This window comes from Lactobacillus sp. ESL0701, assembly GCF_029433445.1.
In the GTDB taxonomy this organism is placed as follows: domain Bacteria; phylum Bacillota; class Bacilli; order Lactobacillales; family Lactobacillaceae; genus Lactobacillus.
The window spans coordinates 103,921-123,275 of sequence record NZ_JAQTIC010000001.1 but is presented as its reverse complement, the minus strand read 5'-3'; the positions used below and the strand labels follow the sequence as shown (position 1 = coordinate 123,275).

Here is a 19,355-nt window from a genome sequence, read left to right as displayed (position 1 = left end):
TTTTTATACTTGTTTTTGATAAAGTGCTGCCGTCTTGTCATCAAACGCACACATTATTACTTCTATTTTAGCTGCCTCATTTTTTCGCAGCCATTTTTTAACCGTTTGGAAAGCAATTAAGGCTGCTCGACCAGTTGGGAACCCATACGCTCCCGTTGAAATTGCAGGAAAAGCAATACTATGCAAGTTGTTTTCTTTAGCTAGATCAAGTGAATTAACATAACATGCCCGCAAAAACGCGTCATCTCTTGCCCGTCCCGAATAAATGGGCCCAACAGTATGAATAACATACTTAGCCGGTAAATGATAGCCTTGCGTTATCTTAGCCTGACCAGTTTTACAGCCATGCAAGGTTTGGCACTCAGCCAATAATTCCGGTCCAGCTGCTTTATGAATTGCACCATCTACTCCTAAACCACCAAGTAATGTTTCGTTGGCCGCATTCACAACCGCATCAACTTTTAGTTTAGTAATGTCACCTTTAATAACTTTAATTTTCAACATTATTCTAAATACATCCGCCTTAATTGAGCCAAATCATCTGCAGTAAAACCCAACTGTTTTTGAAAGAAATTGGCAAAGTCACCCCAGCCGCCGCGTATGGTTTCTGTAATGCCGCGAATAGCAACACCTTCACCTTTAGTAACATTCATCTTAGCAACCATTTTAGAAATGTCGTCATTACTAGGCAACTGCCGCGAAATAGCAAAATCAAATAATTCATTAGTCAATAAATAATCACGGGCAATGGTATCATCATCGACACCCAACGCCATTAAAATCAGGGCAGATACCATTCCCGTCCTATCCTTACCAGCACTACAATGATAGACAAGTGCCTCATCTTCTGGTAATTCCAGCAGTTGTGCAAAAATTCGGGTAAAAATGTCCTGACTATGGGAACTGAGAAGTGTCTGTTGGTATATTCGCCCGATAAAATTATCCTTCATATCTGGAATATGATGTAAAAAACGATACACCTTATGGTCATTTTGCTGATCAGCAATATCTTCAGAATAAACAGGAACATCGACAAATTCACGTTTAAACCATGACTTATCAGGAGACGTCTCCTTTTCATACGCTGAACGTAAATCACAATCAATAGTAACATGCAAATCTGCCAGTTTTTGTTGGTCATTGGGCGTAAGTGAACTTAATGAGTCCGCGCGATAAATTTTATTCCATTTAACCGTCTGACCAGTCTTAGTTTGATAACCACCGACATCTCTAAAATTTAGCGGACCATCAAGAGCCACAATTCGCTTGTGTGCCATAAGTTCTCACTTCTTTTCCCTTAAATTTCTTTACTATTCGCCATGAGCATAAACTTGGGTCGCCTTAACCGCACGCTTCCAACCAGCATACAAATGATCGCGTTCTTCCTTAGGCATTCGCGCATCAAAAGTCTTGCCAACAACAAAAATATTTTTCAGTTCATCAACATCTTTCCAATAGCCAACTGCAAGACCAGCCAAAAAGGCAGCACCCATTGCCGTTGTCTCAAGCGTTTTTGAACGATCAATCTTAATTCCTAAGATATCGGCTTGAAATTGCAAAAGATAATCATTATTAGAAGCACCGCCATCGACCCGCAGTGTCGGAATATCAATCCCAGAATCAATCTGCATTGTATCAACAACATCTCTAGTTTGATAAGCAAGCGACTGCAGTGTTGCCTTAATAAAGTCATTTCTATCTGTTCCACGTGTAACACCAAAGACAGAACCTCGTGCCTCAGAATCCCAATATGGCGCACCCAGTCCTGTAAATGCTGGTACTACATATACTTCATTTTCTGACTTAGATGCACGTGCTGCTGTCTCCGATTCTGCCGCCGTTTTAATCATTTTCATTGAATCACGCAGCCATTGAACCGCACTTCCAGAAACAAAGACAGAACCCTCAAGTGCATAAGAAACCTTACCGTTAATCCCATAGGCAATCGTAGTTAACAAGTTATTATCAGACTCAGTCGGTTCCTCACCCGTATTCATCACAATGAATGACCCGGTACCATAAGTATTCTTAACCATACCCTTCTTTAACGCAAGTTGACCTACAAGTGCTGCCTGCTGGTCGCCGGCCATCCCGCAAATCGGCACTTTGCCGCCAAAAAAGGTATAAGACTTGGTATAACCATAAACTTCTGAATTTGACTTAACTTCCGGCAGCATTTTCTTAGGAATATTCAGTATTTTAAGAATATCATCATCCCACTTCAAATCATGAATGTTAAAGAGCATGGTTCTTGAAGCGTTGGTATAATCGGTCACATGTACCTCACCATCAGTTAATTTCCATAATAGCCAGGAATCAATCGTCCCAAACAGTAAATCGCCATTTTCAGCTTTTTCCTGAGCACCATCAACATGATCTAAAATCCAGCGAATTTTCGTTGCACTAAAGTACGGGTCAATAATGAGACCCGTCTTTTTATGAATCATGTCACTGTAACCAGCTTTTTTCAATTCTTCAGCTAAAGCAGTCGTCTGCCGCGATTGCCATACAATCGCATTATAAATTGGCTTACCGGTCTTCTTATCCCAGATAACAGTTGTTTCTCTTTGGTTAGTAATCCCGATACCGGCAATCTGATCTGGCCGCAAGCCAGAATTAATAATTGCATTAGCAATTGTTGTCTGCACAGCATGCCAAATTTCTTCGGCCTTGTGCTCAACCCAACCTGGTTGAGGAAAATATTGCGGAAATTCCTTTTGCGATGACGCAACTTTCTTGCCTTGATGATCAATAATCATTGCCCGAGTTGAAGTCGTGCCCTCGTCAATCGCCATAATATATTTTTTTAACATAATTATATCCTTTCTCAAGAAAGCGGTTTTAAAATAATTTTACTTATCTAGCTGCGATTTTACAAGAAATAATTATATCATTGTCCCCATTTTAAGTTATACTTGAAACTAAAACTTGGATTAAAGAGGAAGGCAAAATTATGAACAAAGAAATTATCGCTCTAACAATTGCTGGTAATGATAGTGATGGTAGTGCAGGTATGACGGCTGACTTACACTCCTTTTATGCACGAAAAGTATACGGTATGGGATTGCTCACCGCAGCCGTTGCTGGCAACACTACTGGAATTTATGCTCAAGAAGTAATGCCACTACCCTTTATTCAAAAACAATTTGATGTTTTAAATGAAGATTTTAAAATTGACGCATTAAAGACTGGCATGCTGGCTAACAAAGAGGTCATTAATTGTGTCGCGACTAATCTGCGCCAATACAACATGGGCAAAATTGTTCTTGACCCTGTTATCATGACCAAGCATGGCAATACTTTGCTTGACGATGATGCTTATCAAGCCTTTTTGGACGAATTATTACCGCTGGCTGATATCATCACCCCTAATTTTTATGAACAACAAAAGCTAACTGGTCTTGCATTAACTACTAAGGAAGAAATCAAACAAGGTGCCCGAAAATTACAAGAAATGGGTGCCAAAAACGTTCTAATGAAGGGCCGCCACGATAATAACAAGCAGTCAGCTGTTACAGATATCTTATTGACGGCTGACGGAGCTTTTTATGAATTTACCAAGCCTTTTATTGATACTAACCGAATTAACGGTACTGGCGACACCCTATCTGCCGTGATTGCCGCTGAATTAGCCAAAGGTAAATCAATTATCGACAGTGTCAAAATTGCCAAAGATTTTACTTATGAAGCAATCGCTCATCCGATTGCCGTGGGTTCTAAATACGGTCCAATCAATCACTTTGCTGCCCAGCAAGACATGAAATAATCCTAATCAAAAAAAGAGTCGTATGACTCTTTTTTGATTAACGATAATTATATTCTGTATAACTAATCTTCTTAAAATGATGATTACCGTATTTTTTAGCTAATTTCTTTGACTTAAAGTATTGGTTATAAACTTTACCAGTATCTGGTTGTGCTTGGAACAATACTTGAACTTTCTTGCCGTTGAGCTTTTCAACTTTCATTGAATAAGCTGCACTTTCTGCATCTTTACCAGCTGGTGTCACAAGTGACCAAGTAATATGATTAATTTTCTTTGTAGTCCCTGTCGCTAATGCTGCAAGCTTAGTAGAATCTTGATCCTGACTAACACTAGTTATTTCTGAAGTTAATTTACCAGTAGTTGGTGCGTTAGCGACACTGGTCATTTTAACAGTCTGACCAGTTTTAGGTGATGTATAGCTGCCTAACTTAATGATTAAGGGCTTAGGAGTTAAAATATTGCTACTATACCATTTACCGCGCCACTTCTTAGGGAAAGAATAAGTATTGGTAACTTTTTGGGTAACAGACTTAACTGGTTTAATAGTTTGAGCTTGGACAGTTGTGCTTGCTCCAGCTGCACTAGCAAGTGCTGCAGCTGCAAGTAAAGCTAATAAATTTGAATGCTTCATTTAAATTCTCCTTTTATCTAAAATAAATATCATCTTCACCAAATATTATAGATCAATAACAATTGTTATATTATAACAAGCTTGTTACAATTATTTCCACATGACATTTAGTTTATCCATTGGTTCTTAAAAAACAGTTAATTTACCTCATAATTAGAATCTTCTTTTGCTTAATACCAACTTTTTACGCTATAATTTATTACAAAAATACGAGGTTGAAACGCGATGGCAGACAAGACAATTAAAATTGCATACTTATACGAAGATTTAATGAATACCTATGGTGATTCTGGTGACGTTAAAATTATTCGTTACCTATTAAAGAAACAAAACTATAACACTCAAATTGACAATGTTTCCCTAGGTGATCCATTCAATGCCTTTGATTATGACTTTGTCTTTTTTGGTGGGGGACAGGACTTCGAGCAAACTGTTGTTGCTAAAGATCTGCCACGGCATAAAGAAACATTAACTAATTATATTAATGCTGGTCACCCAATGCTCGGCGTTTGTGGCGGTTACCAGCTTGTTGGCACTTACTACAAAACAATTGGCGGCGCCACAATTAAAGGATTGGATATCTTACCATTTCACACCGTTTTTAAAGCAGACAAGCGCATGATCGGTGATACTCACTACAACACCAAATGGGGTGAAGTTAAAGCCTTTGAAAATCATTCAGGTCAAACTTATTTTGACGACCAAAGTTTGCAGCCATTAGGCAAAATGATCACCGGTTATGGCAACAATCCTCAAGATGGGCTTGAAGGTTTGCACTATAATAACTTCATTGGGACTTATTCTCACGGACCAATTTTGCGCAACTTGAATATCGCCAATGCCATTGTCAAGATGGTTCTTGATTGGCACCAAGAACGTGTAACTGACTAATCATTATGCCAAAATAAAAACATCTTCAGATTAAACTGAAGATGTTTTTATTTTTGTTTTATTACTTGTTTGCGGCAGCCAACAATTCACTAAATGTTGGTTGGTCTGCTGCATCTAATTCATAAGTCTTACGATAATCAGCTACGGCTTCTGTACCAAACACATTTTCGTCAGTCATAACAATGTTGGTATCAATTGGATCAATATCTAAAATCTTAGCATCCAAAACAATCGGTAAATCATTACCACTATCTTGCAGCTGCTTAATCTTAACCATTGCCTCTTTTAATTCCGCCAAATTAGTGACAGTTAAACCAATTGCGCCCATACTCTCGGCTGCCTTGGCCCAATCTGCACCAACCAAGTCAATACCATAAGGTGCTTGTCCTGCCTGCAATTTTTCATGACCAATGAAACCAAACGACTTGTTCTCTAAAACCACGTTAATTACAGGTAAATGATACTTAACTTCCGTTAACAAGTCGGGCATTACCATTGAATAGCCACCATCACCAGAAATTGTCCAAACTTGGCGGTCAGCAAATGATAACTTAGCTGCAAGCCCTGCTGGCAAGCCAAAGCCCATCGTACCATACCAAGCAGACATTGCGAATTTCTGTTCCCGATCAAATGGCAATTGCCGTAAGGCCCACTCTGTATTATTGCCGACATCAAGACCAAAGACGGCATCCTTTGATGAATTGTACTTAACTGCTTGGATTACACTTTCAGCACGCAAACCATCATGATCATCAGCAGCAAGCTTTTCTAACCAGTTTACCCATAAAACGCGGTCTTGTTGAGCTGCCTTTAAAAATGCAGTTGGTTCTGCTTGATAATCTACTGCGGCTAATTTTGCTAAAAAGTCCTCTGCATCAGCCAAAACAGTAATATCAGCGTCATATTGCTTACCCAAATCAGCCAAATTGTTGTTAACCTGAATAATTGTCTTGTCATTTGGCAAAAAGCGCGCAAACGGATAATTAGTACCAACATACAAAATCAGGTCGCTGTCTTGAGAAACATCAAAGGCAGGTTTAGTTCCCAAACGTCCACGCGCACCCATGTAGTTAGGGTGATCGGTAGGAAAGACATCAGCTGCCGGTGCAGTAGTCAAAACTGGTAAACTAAACTTATCAGCAACTAGAACTGCGGCATCACGACTGCCTCGCGCACCCTGACCTAGCCACATCACTGGCTTTTTAGCATTCTTAATTGCGGCAGAAATAGCGTCTACATCCGCTTCCTTAGCTGCAATCTTGTTATTAGTTGTACTTAGTGTGGCTGTCTTAGCTGCTACGTATTCAATTTCTTGTCCTGAAAGATCATCAGGCAAGACGACAACTGACACTGACTTAGTTGCATAAGCTGAACGAATTGCCTCATCAATTAGACTAGGAATTTGCTCAGCATTAGCAGCTAACTTATGAAATTGTGCGACATCAGCATAAATCGGATCCTGATTTAATTCTTGGAAGAAATTAGTATTCATAAAAGCCGTTAAAGTCTGACCAACTAAAGCTAGTACGGGTACATGATCCATCTTGGCATCGTAAAGACCATTTAACATGTGAACTGATCCAGGACCGGCAGAACCAAAGGCAACCCCAATCTTACCAGTTAGCTTGGCATCAGCTGCTGCTGCCAAAGCACCAACTTCCTCATGACGTACTTGAATATACTTAATTTGGTCACGTTCTTGGTATAAACCGTCAACTGTATTATTAATTGAATCAGCAGTAATGCCGTAAACATGATCAATATTCCACTTCTCTAATACTTTTGCAAGTGCTTGACCTGCCATCATCTTTGTCATTGTCAAAACTCCATTCTTTGAATTAATCATTAAGCTTACTTTTTGTAAGCATTTCTAAATAATATCACTTACTTTTTGTAAGTAAAGATATAATACCTTACTTCTGTCAGAGTTTTTCAAATATACAAAAAAAAGCGATCCATCATGAATCGCTTTTTATTCTAAAATATTATTCAGCTTGAGGAATAACTGTCATGAGACCCATACCGAAAGTCTTCTCTAACCCGACACCATTAGTTAAAGCTTGTTTAAATATGTCAACACCTTTTACTACTAACTTACCTTCAAACATTATGCCACTAAGGCGTACTCTTCGACTATCTTGATGGAATGCTATCGGCCAATCTCGACTAATAATTTGTAATTCTGGAATTTTTACTTGAAAGCCATTTTTTTCTGCTTGCTCAAGCAACCACCGTACTTGCTCTTTTACAGTAACAGCAGGCTTTACTTTACCATCTTTTGATTTAAACGATGGATCTGCAGCTAATCTAAATTGCATGACTTGATCTGATTTAATTTTACTTAAAAATTCATCATAATCCACAATATCAACAGTACCTGAAACACCATACTCTAAGAGGCTGCTAGAATCAGGTTTGCTTTTGCTAACAATTAATAGATATTCCTTATTCACCAAACGATCAATTCGCCATAAATGGGGCTCTTGATCCTCAGATTCGACCTCATCAGGAAAACTTTGTTCTACCCAATTGTGAAACGCAGAAAGTTGCGTTAATTCCTTAGCTTTCGGCCAATTGTTAACATCAATTTCAACTCTTGATAGATACACTTCTGCTTCCCTCCTTCAATTACCTTATAAGCTATTAATCTTTCATTGCTTTTGTTAAGGCTTCAGTAACCTTATCCAACAATTCTGATAGATTTTCAGCTTGGTTATTAAATTTTGAAGGATGATTAGTAAGAATTACATTCATCAAAGGTTCTTCAACGAATCTCTTAGTTACAACATATTCGTCTTCCAATTTCTTAATTGATCTTGCAATGCAGTCCTTCTTGGAAGAAATTGGTTCTTCAAATGCAGAAGCCAAGTTAATTGGTGTATCTTCCCGTAAAGTAATCATAATGTAATTCGGCAAAGTCTTGTTAGCAAACGTCATTTGCGAACTAGTTGGCATTGAAAGAATAAAAGCCTTCACAAAAGCAACAATATTCTTAACAATATCTTCATTGTTAAGGTTATTAGCTAAAGTACCAACACTCACATTTGCATAACGATATAAGATTGCTGCATTGTATTCAACTGCGCCTAACATATCAACATTATCTGAATCTTCCGGGCGTGAATCTTCAACTGCTGTAAAGTAATCATATTCTGGCTTGATTTCATGTGTTGAAATTGCATTAGCCATTTGAGCTGCGGCATTAACATTAAGTACAGCATTATCTGGAACCATCCGACCAAATAAAGCCAAATCAAGAGAATTATCAGCTTGTAAAATACGTGTAACATCATTTTTAGCGGTTTGATCGGTCAAATTATCATGAGTCAAAGCATATTGAGCTAATTTTTCTAGTTGAGCAGGACTAACTGTTAAAAAAGTAGACGTTAAAATCTTGCCACTATCAGTATCCCGATTAAATTTAATTCCAGCTGCCCCTAAAGTAGCAATAGCTTTATCCATTGCCGCCTTTTCACCTAGGGAACCATCTAAAGCTGACAATTTATGTGCTAACAGTTCAGCAATTTCTTTTGTTTTTGTACCAACTGCAGAATTTTCTGCTTTAAAGAAATCACGCACTGCCTTTTGCCAGCTTTGTGCAGAAACACGTGCACGAGTAACGCCACCATAATACGCGGTTTTTGGTGCACCTGTACCATCTTGATTAATATTAGAAGACGGTACTTTCTGTAAGATGTTCAGATCAAGATATAAATTTGTATTACTCATTCCAATTGCTCCTTTTAAGTATTATTGGCCAAATTATGTGTTTTACACTTTACTTAATCCATGTATCCCTATATTTATTGACTAATAATTAGTATATCCAGTAAATTTAGTTTAGGTAAAATTTGTTTACTAACATAAAAATGCGTTTAAACATACATGACATTATTATAAGCATAAATTTATTTGTTAACACACCGTTTATAACTACATATTATGTAATAAAACTATATTTTTTGCAAGATGTTTTACAAAGTAAAATATAGTATACGAACATTAATATTCAAGCAGCTATATTAAAACAGAAAATCTATTACTCAAAGCTTCTGGAGTACAGATTTAAAATATTATTTTATATAATCAGTAACACTTCTGATATTAAAATTACCCTCATAAATATGAGTAATACATTAGACCAAAAATGGTATTCATATCGAAAATGGCAGCACACCCACATATGTGAATATTACTAATAATTATACCCAAACTGAACGGTTCAAAAAGATAATTCCTACAGGATATCATTTTCTATAGATCATTTATTAAAATGATAAGTCGTCTGTCTTTAATCACGAGATCAGCAAAGCAACGTGTGCAAGAGAAGATTTAATAATAGATGACTCATTAGCTAACAAATTTGCAATTAAATTACTTTACAAATATCGTCGTGAAAATAGCATTCACTTTGGTAGTCCTAGCCCTTACTTTTACTCAGTGAAGGAAATTTATGGATAACCTGAACTACAAAAAATTATCCCAAAGTTTAATGTCGTTTGCTGCTGATGATTCCTTACTAAAATCTTATGGGTACGAAGTTGATAACCTCCGCTTATCCAATATTGTCGACTATGTGAAAATCTATTATCCATTTAACCTTGAAAAAAATAGTGTTTTATTTGCTTTGCAGTGTCATAATAGAGATATATGAAGCCAGTAATCAATAGATAGCATTATGGTTATCCGTCCTCAGAAAACTGCTGAAATTGGCAATAAAGTCCTCTTCTATATGGTTTATACGAAATGTGCAATTGGTACAGTCGTTAAGCATAAAGACATTCGAGGAATTAGCTATAAAAATAACTCTCTGGGCTGGTATCCCGCTAACGGTCAAGACTCAGGTATTATTGGCAAAGTTATAAGTATCATGGGAGATTTATGATGAAGAAGAAGTGGTTGAATTTAGCAGCTATAGCAATTATGGGAGTATCTGCAGTAGCTGTACCAGTATGTAACGTGCAAGCAGTGCCATCATTTAATTCTAGCTATTGGCAAAGGCCGTTACATCCTCGTAAAGTAATTACCACTAAGCGAGTTAGGATTTGGAAGATCAATGCAAATGTACCCGGATATGAGGAATATCCAATGAAGAAAAAGTGGCTTAAAAAAGGTTCAGTTGTTCGCGTATCACAGCTTGCTTCTTGGCCGTGGGGATTTGAGGGACATATCTCTGGTGTCGGTCCGTCTCATGGGAAAGGCTACTTTTGGGTTTACAATAAGTCGACAAGCAATTGGCTAGCTTATTACAATAAAAAGAATTTAAAAAAGTATGCTGGTAAGTAACATGAAAAAGAAATTATTAAGTTTGCTTTCTATTGTCCTTTTAGGTTCTAGCTTGGCAGTTATTCAGGTACAATCAGTTTCAGCTTCAAACTATAAGTCCTATTCTTACTGGTTTAAGAAAGATGACCGTAGCGGCAAATTTAGAACAGTTATTCTAACTAAGAATATCACCATCAGAAAAGTTAGATGGGGTAAAGAAGGTGTTGGACATCAATATCTTGCAGAAAAAAAGCAACTAAAAAAAGGAAAACAAGTAAAGATATTAGCAGACCCTCAATGGAACTATTATTGGGCATTTAATGAAATGAATGGTAGCTGGTGCTATCCTCATAAGACAGCAAACTGGTTTGAAGATAAATGGGACTACATTGATGATCAACTCAAAGCTGAAAAGAAAGCCAAAAATAAATACATTAAAAATAAGTTTAAAAAATATGATGTTTTCTTCTCACCCGAAGATAAATTTTTCTACGTTAAAAATATAGGGCGATTCGGTATTGGTAATCCAATATACAGTAAATATGGATTTAGAATTTATGGCAGTTTTACCAATAACTCTATGGAACCTATCAAAGTTTCTGCAGTTCTAAGCAAATATTTTAAGATTGTTGCCTGCAATACTGGTCAAGAGCTTATGGTTATGCCAGACGATGATCGCTGGGTTAAGCCTAAACAGTCAGAAGGCTTGAAGCTGATCTTACAACAATATCCTAATATTGCTGTTGGCCAACAGCTCATTGTGTCTGAAGTGCCAAATTCAGACTTACAATTAGATAATAAGACATCGACGATAACTATTAAGCCAGAAAACTATTAAGTTCGAATAAAAATAGCCCCTCAGATTTGCTTCTGAGGGGTATTTTTTTACATAAAAAATGTCTAACTTTTCTGTTGCACTTCACGGTTAGTGCTCGTAGGTACTACCTAGTTCTTATCTGTATACTATACATCCGTAATATCAAAATAGGTACAGATGATGTCTAGGATCACCCCCACGCATGTGGGGAATACAGTAAAAGATCCCAGTCATAGCAGCATCCCTAAAAAGAAGAATATACTTTTTTCATTAGTTTGTAAATTTATGATTACTTAATTATCACTTATTAAAAATTTTCATGCTTTTTCTTTGGCGTAATATTTAGTGCCATCGCTGCAGCAACCACTAACAGTGCACCCAGCCAATCAAGCGGCGTCATGATTAAGCCAAAGCACAAAACTGACCCAATTGTTGCGGACAGTGGCTCAAAGGCATCAAGCAAGCTCGCCGTCGATGCCTTAATAAACCGCAATGAGTTGGTCATTAATTGAAATGGAATCAGCGTGCCAATCACGATTACTACACTAACAGCCAGCCAAACTTGCCCAGTTAAATGCACATGCGGCCATACTGGATGAATAATCGTTAAGCAAATTCCAGCAGAAAGCAGTCCCCATCCTGTGACCACTAAACTAGAAACACGGTGCAGCACATTAATTGGAATTAACGTGTTAGTTGCCACACCAATTGCGGCTAATAACCCCCACAGCAGCACTTCTGGCGTCAACGCAAAATGGCTAAAGTCGCCATGAGTTGCCAGCAAGATAACACCAATAAATGCAGTAACTGCAGCAAGCATATCCAACATGCGCAGTGTTTGCTGGTGGCGCAGAATTAAATATGCCATCACAAAGAATGGTCCAATAAACTGCAGAATTGTTGCTATTGCTGGGTTGGCCTTTTGCACAGTAATAAAATAAAACAGCTGTACTGGCAGTAAGCCAAAAATGCCATACGCAATAATTACCCACGCGTCGTGCTTATTTTTCATCGTCGCTACCGGCTTTTGTCCGACAATTGCAGCAGCTATTAATAAAATCACACCCGAAACTACCATTCGCACTTGCGTAAGCCAAATTGGCGTAATTTCTGGACTTACATTAAATAGTGACTTGGCAAATAACCCTGAAATCCCCCACATAACACAGGCTAAGCCCGCAAGAAAGGCCCACAAATGTCTCTTCTTAGCTGTTATCATTTCTAACTCTCCTTTTTTATTGTAACTTCCCTATAATATCAAAAAATTCTTGCAAGCAAAAAGAAGCATGATTACTCACGCTTCTTTTTGCTTACTATTTTTAAGCCCATTCTTCTTGCTCGTATGCCATCTGCCAAAATTGCAATTCATAATAACTACTGCGAACAAAAGCCAGCTGCATCTTTTCTCGCTCAGCTGCAGAACTAGAATCAGCTAACAAGTTCGTCAACCGCAAAATTCGCTGCACATTAACTGCATACCAATCGCCATCATAGGTATCAATCCACTCTTGATAATACGAAACTGATGAACCCGCAGTCGCTAATTTTTGCCCAATTTCTTGATACAGCCAATAACAAGGCACGAGTGCGGCAACAGCTGGAGCAATGCCATCTTGCGCTAATGTCATATTTAAGTGATTAACATATGAATACGCAGTCGGCGCAACTGGTGTTTGCGCAATTTCAACTGGCTTAATCTTCAATTGCTTAAAAAAATTCTCGCGCACCGCCATCTCGCTATCTTTTAGGTCCTGCGCCATTTCAAGTAAAAACTGCTTAGTCTGTTGGTCATCAGTTTTAGCCGCAATCGCACGGTGAAATTCACTAAACTGATTTAAATAATACCGGTCTTGTAATAAATAAAAACGAAATTTAGTCAGCGGCAATTCCCCGCTTTTCAATCCCTGCACAAATGGATGTTCCATGCTCTTTTGCCATAGACTACTTGCTGCTTGGTGTAACTGCTCCGTAAATTTTGTCATATTATTCTCCTTGACTAATAGTTTGCTTTTAATATTTGGGCGTCATTAGCCCAGTAATTTATTTTATTATAAGTCTAATAATAAATTTATTACACGTCTAAAGTATAAAATTGTTGCTATTAAAAATACTTATTGTATTATATCTGAAGGGCAATTATGATATGAGGAAACTAGTTTTGCTAAAGAAGGTGCGCGCAACTTATTTTAGTAAGACTACCAGTATTTGCATGACCAATGATGCAAGCCAAAAGTAGCTCTCAAATAAATAAAATTATTAGTGCTGTATTTTTACCACTAGTTTCTCAACCATAATTACCATCAAACTGTAATTGATTAAGGTTTAGTCGGTGAAGGAATAACCGATGCCAAAAGAGCCGTTCAAGAAACAACATGGATGCCCAAATATTAATTACCTACAGAAAGAGGAAACTTTTTATGCAAGTCTTTTTGACATCTGTATCAAGCGTAGTTGTGATTATCTTAATCATGGCTCTCGGCTTTTTACTAAAACAATTTAATTGGATTGACGATAAGTTTGGTAGTGAAATTTCTAGTATTATCACTAAAATTGCCCTGCCAGCTTCGATTTTTACTGCTGTTATGAAGAACCTTAGCCGCGGGAGTCTATTGCAATTATCAACCGAATTATTATTCCCAGCTTTGGGCGTGATTATTGGTTATCTTATTGCTTGGCTGAGCATTAAGGTCTTCAAAATCCGTCCTGGTCGCCGCGGGATTTTTATGAATGCCGTGGTTAATGCCAATACCATCTTTATTGGGATGCCTCTAAACATGGCACTGTTTGGCGACAAGGCCATGTCTTACTTTTTGGTATATTACATTATCAATACCGTTTCTACTTGGGCATTTGGTGTTTTCTTAATTCAAAATGACGACCCAACTGCTAAAGCTAAGAAGACTAACCACAAGATTAACTGGAAAAAATTACTACCGATGCCACTTGTGGGTTTTATTGTTGCTCTGGTCTGGATGTTATTAGGGATTCCCGTGCCAACCTTCTTAAACTCAACGTTAACTTACGTTGGTAACTTGGTAACTCCACTGTCACTGATCTATATCGGAATTGTCCTGCACGATGCTGGAATTAAGAACGTTAAGTTTGACCGCGATTCAATCTTGGCATTAATTGGTCGCTTTATTGTTTCACCAATCATTTTGATTATTTTAATTAAAATCGGAACAAATGCCGGCTTCAACTTGCCAAGCTTAATGCGCCAAACCTTAGTTGTCCAAGCAGCAACGCCAATGTTAGCTGTCTTACCAATTTTAGCCAACGAATCACACGGCGACGTTAAATACGCAACTAATATTGTGGTTGAAAGTACAATCCTCTTCATTATCGTCGTTCCGATTTTGATGACAATTTTACAATTTATCTAATAATTAAAAATACTTACTTAAAAAACTTACAAAAAGCCCAGCTCTGATAACACAGCTGGGCTTTTTTTACTGCTAAAAATAACACAACATTGATTTTAACATTGTATTATTCATTAAAAGCCGTTATAATTGGAAGCGATAACACGAGGGGGGCCTTTTAGGCTGAGATGAAACACCGTTTCAGACCCTTTGAACCTGTAAGCTAATACTTGCGCGAGGAACGTGTCAACCACCCATTGCTTTGACACAATTATGTGTCAAAGCTTTTTTATTAGTTTAAAGTAGCGGTTCGGAGGACTTCTTCAATTTTTTAGGAGAAAGATTATGCAGTTAGAATTATTAGACAAATTACGTAAAGAGAACCCTGTTGTTCTAAACGCCGCTAATTTCGTTACTGTTCAAGACGTTGCCAATGGCTTAAACGCAATTGGGGCTTCACCCATTATGAGCAGCGAAATTGATGAAACCGACGAAATGGTCAACATGGCCTCAGCCGTAGCTATCAATATGGGCAGCTTAACTAAATTACAAATTGCTCATATGAAACAAATGGGTAATTTAGCTCGAGATTATCATAAACCGATTGTACTAGATCCTGTTGCTGTTGGGGCTGTAGATTACCGGCTTAATATTGCCCAAGATCTATTATGGAACTTTCACGTTGGTGTTATTCGTGGTAACGCTGGTGAAATTGCCGCACTAGGTGAATTTGACTGGCAAGCTAAGGGCATTGACGCTGGATCGGGATCAGGCAATGTTGATGAAATCACTAAAGAAGTAGCCAAAAAGTACCATTGCACTGTTATTACCAGCGGTGCAACTGATACAATTAGTGATGGCAATAATGTTGTGCATGTTCATAACGGCACCCCACTATTCCAAGCTCATGTAGGTTCTGGCGATATGTTAACCAGCATCGTTGCTGCCTTTTGTGCAGTAACTGACAGTCGTTTCGAGGCTGCTCAAGCTGCAACGCTTGTTTTTGGTTCAATTGGACAACTTGTCGTTCAAGATCATCCCAATGTTGGTCCCGGTAGTTTTAGCATGTACCTCATGGACTATTTAACAAAAGTGCAAGTTGCCGATATTGAAAAAATTGCTGATTATGATTAAGGAAGTATTTTATGGCAGAAGAAATTAATTCATTCCCTCAAGTCCTGACAATCGCAGGTACAGATTCTGGCGGTGGTGCTGGGATTATGGCTGACCTGAAGACTTTTCAAATGCAAGAAGTCTTCGGCACGGCAGTTGTAGTTGCCATTACTGCGCAAAACACACTGGGCGTTCAATCATCACACTTACTCCCACTAGAAATGATTGATGCACAATGTGCATCTTTAGCTGCTGACTTTAAAATCCGGGCGACAAAAACCGGGATGCTCGGTGATGCTGCTCATGTTCATCAAGTTGCTCTAAACTTACAGAAGTATGATTTTGGTCCAGTTACCGTCGATCCCGTCATGGTAGCCAAGGGTGGCGCCCACTTACTAAGTGAAGATGCAGTTGCCACTGTCAGAAATGAATTGTTACCACTAGCCAACCTAGTAACGCCAAATTTACCAGAAGCACAAGTGTTAACCGGAATGACCGTTACTTCTGAAGAGCAATATCCCGACCTTGCTCGTTCATTGCAAGATATGGGTGTTAAGAACGTGCTAATTAAGGGTGGCCATTCAACTGCTGAAGAAGTAAGCGACTTCGCCCTTCTTGAAGACGGCTCCAGCTTCTGGGTCAGCAGTCCAAGAGCCCATACTAAACGTACACATGGTACTGGTGATACTCTAGCTGCCGCAATTACTGCCCAACTTGCTCTTGGTCACAACCTAACCGATGCAATCAAACTTGCCAAAAAATACGTTACCAAAACAATCGAGCAAACAATCCAAGTGGGACATGGTCACGGACCACTCAACCACTGGGCTAAATAGATAGGAAACAATAATGCAAAAGTTTAATGCAAACATGCTTCGTGCTTACTTTATTTGTGGTACTCAAGATTTACCAGCTGGTAAAACCTTGCCAGAAATTGTCGAAGAAGCACTACAAGCCGGAATCACCGCCTTTCAATTTCGCGATAAAGGAACTGGCTCAACTTTAAGCTCTAGTGAACGATTGCCAATGGCTCAAAGGCTGCACGAGCTCTGTCAACAATATCAAGTACCCTTCTTCATTGATGATGATGTTGCTTTAGCCAAGGCAGTTAATGCCGAAGGAATCCATGTTGGTCAAAGTGATGAAGCCATTCAACAGGTAATTAATGAGGTTGGCAGCCAAATGATTGTTGGTTATTCCTGCTCAACTCTAGCTGAAATTAAAACTGGCGATCAACTTGCTGGTATTGATTATTACGGTAGTGGACCAATCTTCACAACTCAATCCAAAGCTGATGCCGACCCTGAAATTGGACTAGCTGGCCTTACCAATTTAGTAACTAGCAGTAAAAGACCAATCGTTGCTATTGGTGGTATCACAGTAAACGACTTACCTGATATCGCCAAAACTGGTGCATCTGGTGCATCCGTAATCTCAATGATTGCCCAAAGTAGTAATATCAAAAGCACTGTTAAGGCAATGCTTGATGTACCTTGGCAAAATTAACTTATTTTCTAAATACATGTTTAAAATCACGCCATAGCGCGTGATTTTTTTAATTCTTTTAATCATAAAAATTAATCACAAATAAAAATACACGGCTTTTATTTTGATAACGCCGTGCATCTTAAATTCAATTATTTATAAACAAAAATTTAATCATTCAACTTAACTGTTTGCACTTCACTGTTATGTATTACATTACCTGTGGCAATTTCAGAAACATCTTTAATTAAATCCATATTAGTGTAGACAACAATTATTGTATCGTCATATCCAGCTGTCTTAACCATTTCAAGATCCATATCAGCAAGCTGCATACCTTCTTGAACAACGTCGCCTTCCTTAACCATTAACTTAAACGGTTGCCCCTTTAAATTAACCGTATCTAATCCTAAATGAATTAAAATCTCCAAATTATCTTTTGTCGTAATCCCAATTGCATGCTTAGTTGGAAAAACGGTTGTAATCGTTCCTGCTATTGGAGCATAAATTTCTCCGTTTTTTGGCTCAATAGCATACCCATCACCTAACATTTTTTCAGAAAAGACGTCATCTTTGACAGAGGTAATAGGAATTAATTGACCATCTACCACTGCACTAACAGAAATGCCCTTCTTTTTAAATAATTTAAACATTCTCATTACCTACTATTCTTAACTTTCAACAATATGATTATTACCGAACAGATACCAAATAAAAATATAAATGCAATTGAAATAGCTTTAATTAACAATTCACTATTTTCTTGCCAGCCTTTTTTAGTTGAGCGTAAACTGATTAATCCGAATAATGCCAAAATGGAACAAAACAGATTGCCAACTAGCAATTGACCAATAAGCTGACAAGTCATAAAAAAGCGATAATTATGATTTTTACATAAAAAATTATCCTTTTTCAGCCATAAATAATAACCCAAAATAAAATCAGTAATGATAATTATTACATCCACTGCAACGTATGGTGATTTCATTATCGTTATCACATTACTTTTGGTAATTGCTACTTCTAAAATCATAAAGAAGCTAAAAAATACTGGTATCAATAATAAAGCACAAATATATGTAATTAAAATTCTGCTGGTATTTAAATGTGCTTTATCTAAAAACTTAGTTACCCAATTATTTATTTTGCTCATCATTTTTCTTATGTTGTTTATCAACCCAAATACCAAACTTATTAATTAAAAGATCTACTAACGAATAAGCTAAGATAAAAGATACACTGTTATCATTATTGGTAAACTTAACTGTTGGATAGTAAAAATTATAATCTGACAAGGAAGCTAACTTACTTTGTTTTAAATCAGTAAAAGATACATATCGAAACTTGTTGTTAACTAACTCAAATTTACTTAATTCATCATTAATTTCTCGATTATCACCAGTATAGGAAATAATAAATAACAGATCACCTTTTTCAGCAATCTTTCCCACCATTTCCAATTCACTTAAAGCAGCAGGTAATACAATTGATGAAATACCAAAAAGTAATAATTCATGAGAAAGATAATTTGATAAAATTTGCTGAATCCAACCTGTTGAATAAATATAAATATTATTAGCATTACTCAATTCGGTATAAAATTTATCTAAATCAAGTGATTTAAAATATTTACTCAGATTTTCAGTTTCCTTTGCCAAATCATAGTCAAAATTATTTTTAGAATCGGCATAGTTTGCTGCTTGCTCATCTTCTATAGAAACCTCATTTAAATAAAATTTAAGTTCACTATAGCCACTTAATCCTAAATGTTTGCACATACGAAAGATTGCAGATTTAGAAACATATAATTTACTTGCTAACTCAGATAAACTTAAATTTTTACATAATTTAGCATTATTGAGAACAAATTGAATGATCCTTATTTCAGAATCATTCAATTTGCTGCTTTTTTGATAAATTAAAGATTTTAGTTTTGACATTAATAAATATTACGCTCCATATTAAATAGTTACTTATACATTATAACTTTATTCCAATGCATAAAAGCGTTTTATTTAAAATAAT

At 37.2% G+C, this 19,355-nt stretch carries 21 protein-coding genes and 1 riboswitch; of the genes, 9 read left to right on the top strand and 12 right to left on the bottom strand.

Annotation, left to right across the window (positions count from 1 at the left end; translation table 11 throughout):
* Positions 1-3 precede the first annotated feature (3 nt).
* Genes PT281_RS00575 through glpK form a run of 3 tightly spaced genes read right to left on the bottom strand, consistent with a single transcriptional unit; the run spans position 4 to position 2,813 of the window.
* Positions 4-504, bottom strand: coding sequence for an O-acetyl-ADP-ribose deacetylase (locus tag PT281_RS00575; protein ID WP_277151090.1), 501 nt, complete (start codon positions 502-504; stop codon positions 4-6).
* Positions 504-1,277 carry a tyrosine-protein phosphatase gene (locus PT281_RS00570; RefSeq protein WP_277151089.1) on the bottom strand — a complete coding sequence of 258 codons (774 nt, stop codon included), beginning with the start codon at positions 1,275-1,277 and terminating at the stop codon, positions 504-506. The genes PT281_RS00575 and PT281_RS00570 overlap by 1 nt, the downstream gene beginning before the upstream one ends.
* A gap of 33 nt (positions 1,278-1,310) precedes the next feature.
* Positions 1,311-2,813: a glycerol kinase GlpK gene (glpK, locus tag PT281_RS00565; RefSeq protein ID WP_277151088.1), complete on the bottom strand. Its 1,503-nt coding sequence runs from the start codon at positions 2,811-2,813 to the stop codon at positions 1,311-1,313.
* 140 nt (positions 2,814-2,953) lie between these two features.
* Here glpK and thiD (PT281_RS00560) point away from each other — a divergent pair, with 140 nt between their 5' ends.
* The gene (thiD, locus tag PT281_RS00560; protein WP_277151087.1) at positions 2,954-3,766 is read left to right on the top strand and encodes a bifunctional hydroxymethylpyrimidine kinase/phosphomethylpyrimidine kinase; all 813 of its coding nucleotides are present in this window, start codon (positions 2,954-2,956) and stop codon (positions 3,764-3,766) included.
* 37 nt (positions 3,767-3,803) lie between these two features.
* Here thiD (PT281_RS00560) and PT281_RS00555 read toward each other — a convergent pair whose 3' ends face one another.
* Entirely contained in the window at positions 3,804-4,397 is a 594-nt protein-coding gene (locus tag PT281_RS00555) for a hypothetical protein (RefSeq protein ID WP_277151086.1), read from the bottom strand.
* 225 nt (positions 4,398-4,622) lie between these two features.
* Here PT281_RS00555 and PT281_RS00550 point away from each other — a divergent pair, with 225 nt between their 5' ends.
* Positions 4,623-5,288, top strand: a complete 666-nt coding sequence (locus PT281_RS00550; protein ID WP_277151085.1) for a cobalamin biosynthesis protein CobQ — start codon at positions 4,623-4,625, stop codon at positions 5,286-5,288.
* A gap of 61 nt (positions 5,289-5,349) precedes the next feature.
* On the opposite strand, the gene PT281_RS00545 is transcribed toward PT281_RS00550, so the two are convergent.
* The 3 genes from PT281_RS00545 to cas7e all read right to left on the bottom strand — a co-directional run bounded on the left by PT281_RS00545 (position 5,350) and on the right by cas7e (position 9,017).
* Positions 5,350-7,104 carry a thiamine pyrophosphate-dependent enzyme gene (locus PT281_RS00545; RefSeq protein WP_277151084.1) on the bottom strand — a complete coding sequence of 585 codons (1,755 nt, stop codon included), beginning with the start codon at positions 7,102-7,104 and terminating at the stop codon, positions 5,350-5,352.
* Between the two features lie 169 nt (positions 7,105-7,273).
* Complete coding sequence (cas6e, locus tag PT281_RS00540) at positions 7,274-7,897, bottom strand: type I-E CRISPR-associated protein Cas6/Cse3/CasE (protein WP_277151083.1); 624 nt, start codon at positions 7,895-7,897, stop codon at positions 7,274-7,276.
* 34 nt (positions 7,898-7,931) lie between these two features.
* A complete protein-coding gene (gene cas7e, locus PT281_RS00535; RefSeq protein ID WP_277151082.1) occupies positions 7,932-9,017 on the bottom strand; it encodes a type I-E CRISPR-associated protein Cas7/Cse4/CasC in 1,086 nt (361 codons plus the stop codon).
* A 1,003-nt stretch (positions 9,018-10,020) separates the two neighbouring features.
* Here cas7e and PT281_RS00530 point away from each other — a divergent pair.
* The 3 genes from PT281_RS00530 to PT281_RS00520 are packed head-to-tail and all read left to right on the top strand — an operon-like array spanning position 10,021 to position 11,391.
* On the top strand, positions 10,021-10,173 hold the full coding sequence (locus PT281_RS00530) for a hypothetical protein (RefSeq protein ID WP_277151081.1): 153 nt from the start codon (positions 10,021-10,023) through the stop codon (positions 10,171-10,173).
* Entirely contained in the window at positions 10,173-10,574 is a 402-nt protein-coding gene (locus tag PT281_RS00525; protein ID WP_277151080.1) for a hypothetical protein, read from the top strand. The genes PT281_RS00530 and PT281_RS00525 overlap by 1 nt, the downstream gene beginning before the upstream one ends.
* Before the next feature lies 1 nt (position 10,575).
* Positions 10,576-11,391 (top strand): hypothetical protein, encoded by an 816-nt coding sequence (locus tag PT281_RS00520; protein ID WP_277151079.1) that lies wholly within the window; start codon positions 10,576-10,578, stop codon positions 11,389-11,391.
* A gap of 286 nt (positions 11,392-11,677) precedes the next feature.
* On the opposite strand, the gene PT281_RS00515 is transcribed toward PT281_RS00520, so the two are convergent.
* Entirely contained in the window at positions 11,678-12,589 is a 912-nt protein-coding gene (locus PT281_RS00515; protein WP_277151078.1) for an EamA family transporter, read from the bottom strand.
* Between the two features lie 100 nt (positions 12,590-12,689).
* Positions 12,690-13,352 carry a thiaminase II gene (gene tenA, locus PT281_RS00510; protein WP_277151077.1) on the bottom strand — a complete coding sequence of 221 codons (663 nt, stop codon included), beginning with the start codon at positions 13,350-13,352 and terminating at the stop codon, positions 12,690-12,692.
* A gap of 435 nt (positions 13,353-13,787) precedes the next feature.
* On the opposite strand from tenA, the gene PT281_RS00505 reads away from it, so the two are divergent.
* The 4 genes from PT281_RS00505 (at position 13,788) to thiE (ending at position 17,351) form a co-directional block, all read left to right on the top strand.
* On the top strand, positions 13,788-14,753 hold the full coding sequence (locus PT281_RS00505) for an AEC family transporter (protein WP_277151076.1): 966 nt from the start codon (positions 13,788-13,790) through the stop codon (positions 14,751-14,753).
* Positions 14,754-14,889: 136 nt separating this feature from the next.
* A riboswitch (TPP riboswitch) is annotated at positions 14,890-14,991 on the top strand.
* 86 nt (positions 14,992-15,077) lie between these two features.
* Entirely contained in the window at positions 15,078-15,866 is a 789-nt protein-coding gene (thiM, locus tag PT281_RS00500) for a hydroxyethylthiazole kinase (RefSeq protein ID WP_277151075.1), read from the top strand.
* An 11-nt stretch (positions 15,867-15,877) separates the two neighbouring features.
* A complete protein-coding gene (thiD, locus tag PT281_RS00495) occupies positions 15,878-16,681 on the top strand; it encodes a bifunctional hydroxymethylpyrimidine kinase/phosphomethylpyrimidine kinase (RefSeq protein ID WP_277151074.1) in 804 nt (267 codons plus the stop codon).
* Positions 16,682-16,694: 13 nt separating this feature from the next.
* Entirely contained in the window at positions 16,695-17,351 is a 657-nt protein-coding gene (thiE, locus tag PT281_RS00490; protein WP_277151073.1) for a thiamine phosphate synthase, read from the top strand.
* Between the two features lie 149 nt (positions 17,352-17,500).
* On the opposite strand, the gene PT281_RS00485 is transcribed toward thiE, so the two are convergent.
* The 3 genes from PT281_RS00485 to PT281_RS00475 are packed head-to-tail and all read right to left on the bottom strand — an operon-like array spanning position 17,501 to position 19,270.
* On the bottom strand, positions 17,501-17,983 hold the full coding sequence (locus PT281_RS00485) for a PTS glucose transporter subunit IIA (RefSeq protein ID WP_277151072.1): 483 nt from the start codon (positions 17,981-17,983) through the stop codon (positions 17,501-17,503).
* 5 nt (positions 17,984-17,988) lie between these two features.
* On the bottom strand, positions 17,989-18,483 hold the full coding sequence (locus tag PT281_RS00480; protein ID WP_277151071.1) for a hypothetical protein: 495 nt from the start codon (positions 18,481-18,483) through the stop codon (positions 17,989-17,991).
* On the bottom strand, positions 18,467-19,270 hold the full coding sequence (locus PT281_RS00475; RefSeq protein ID WP_277151070.1) for a MurR/RpiR family transcriptional regulator: 804 nt from the start codon (positions 19,268-19,270) through the stop codon (positions 18,467-18,469). The genes PT281_RS00480 and PT281_RS00475 overlap by 17 nt, the downstream gene beginning before the upstream one ends.
* Positions 19,271-19,355: the final 85 nt, after the last annotated feature.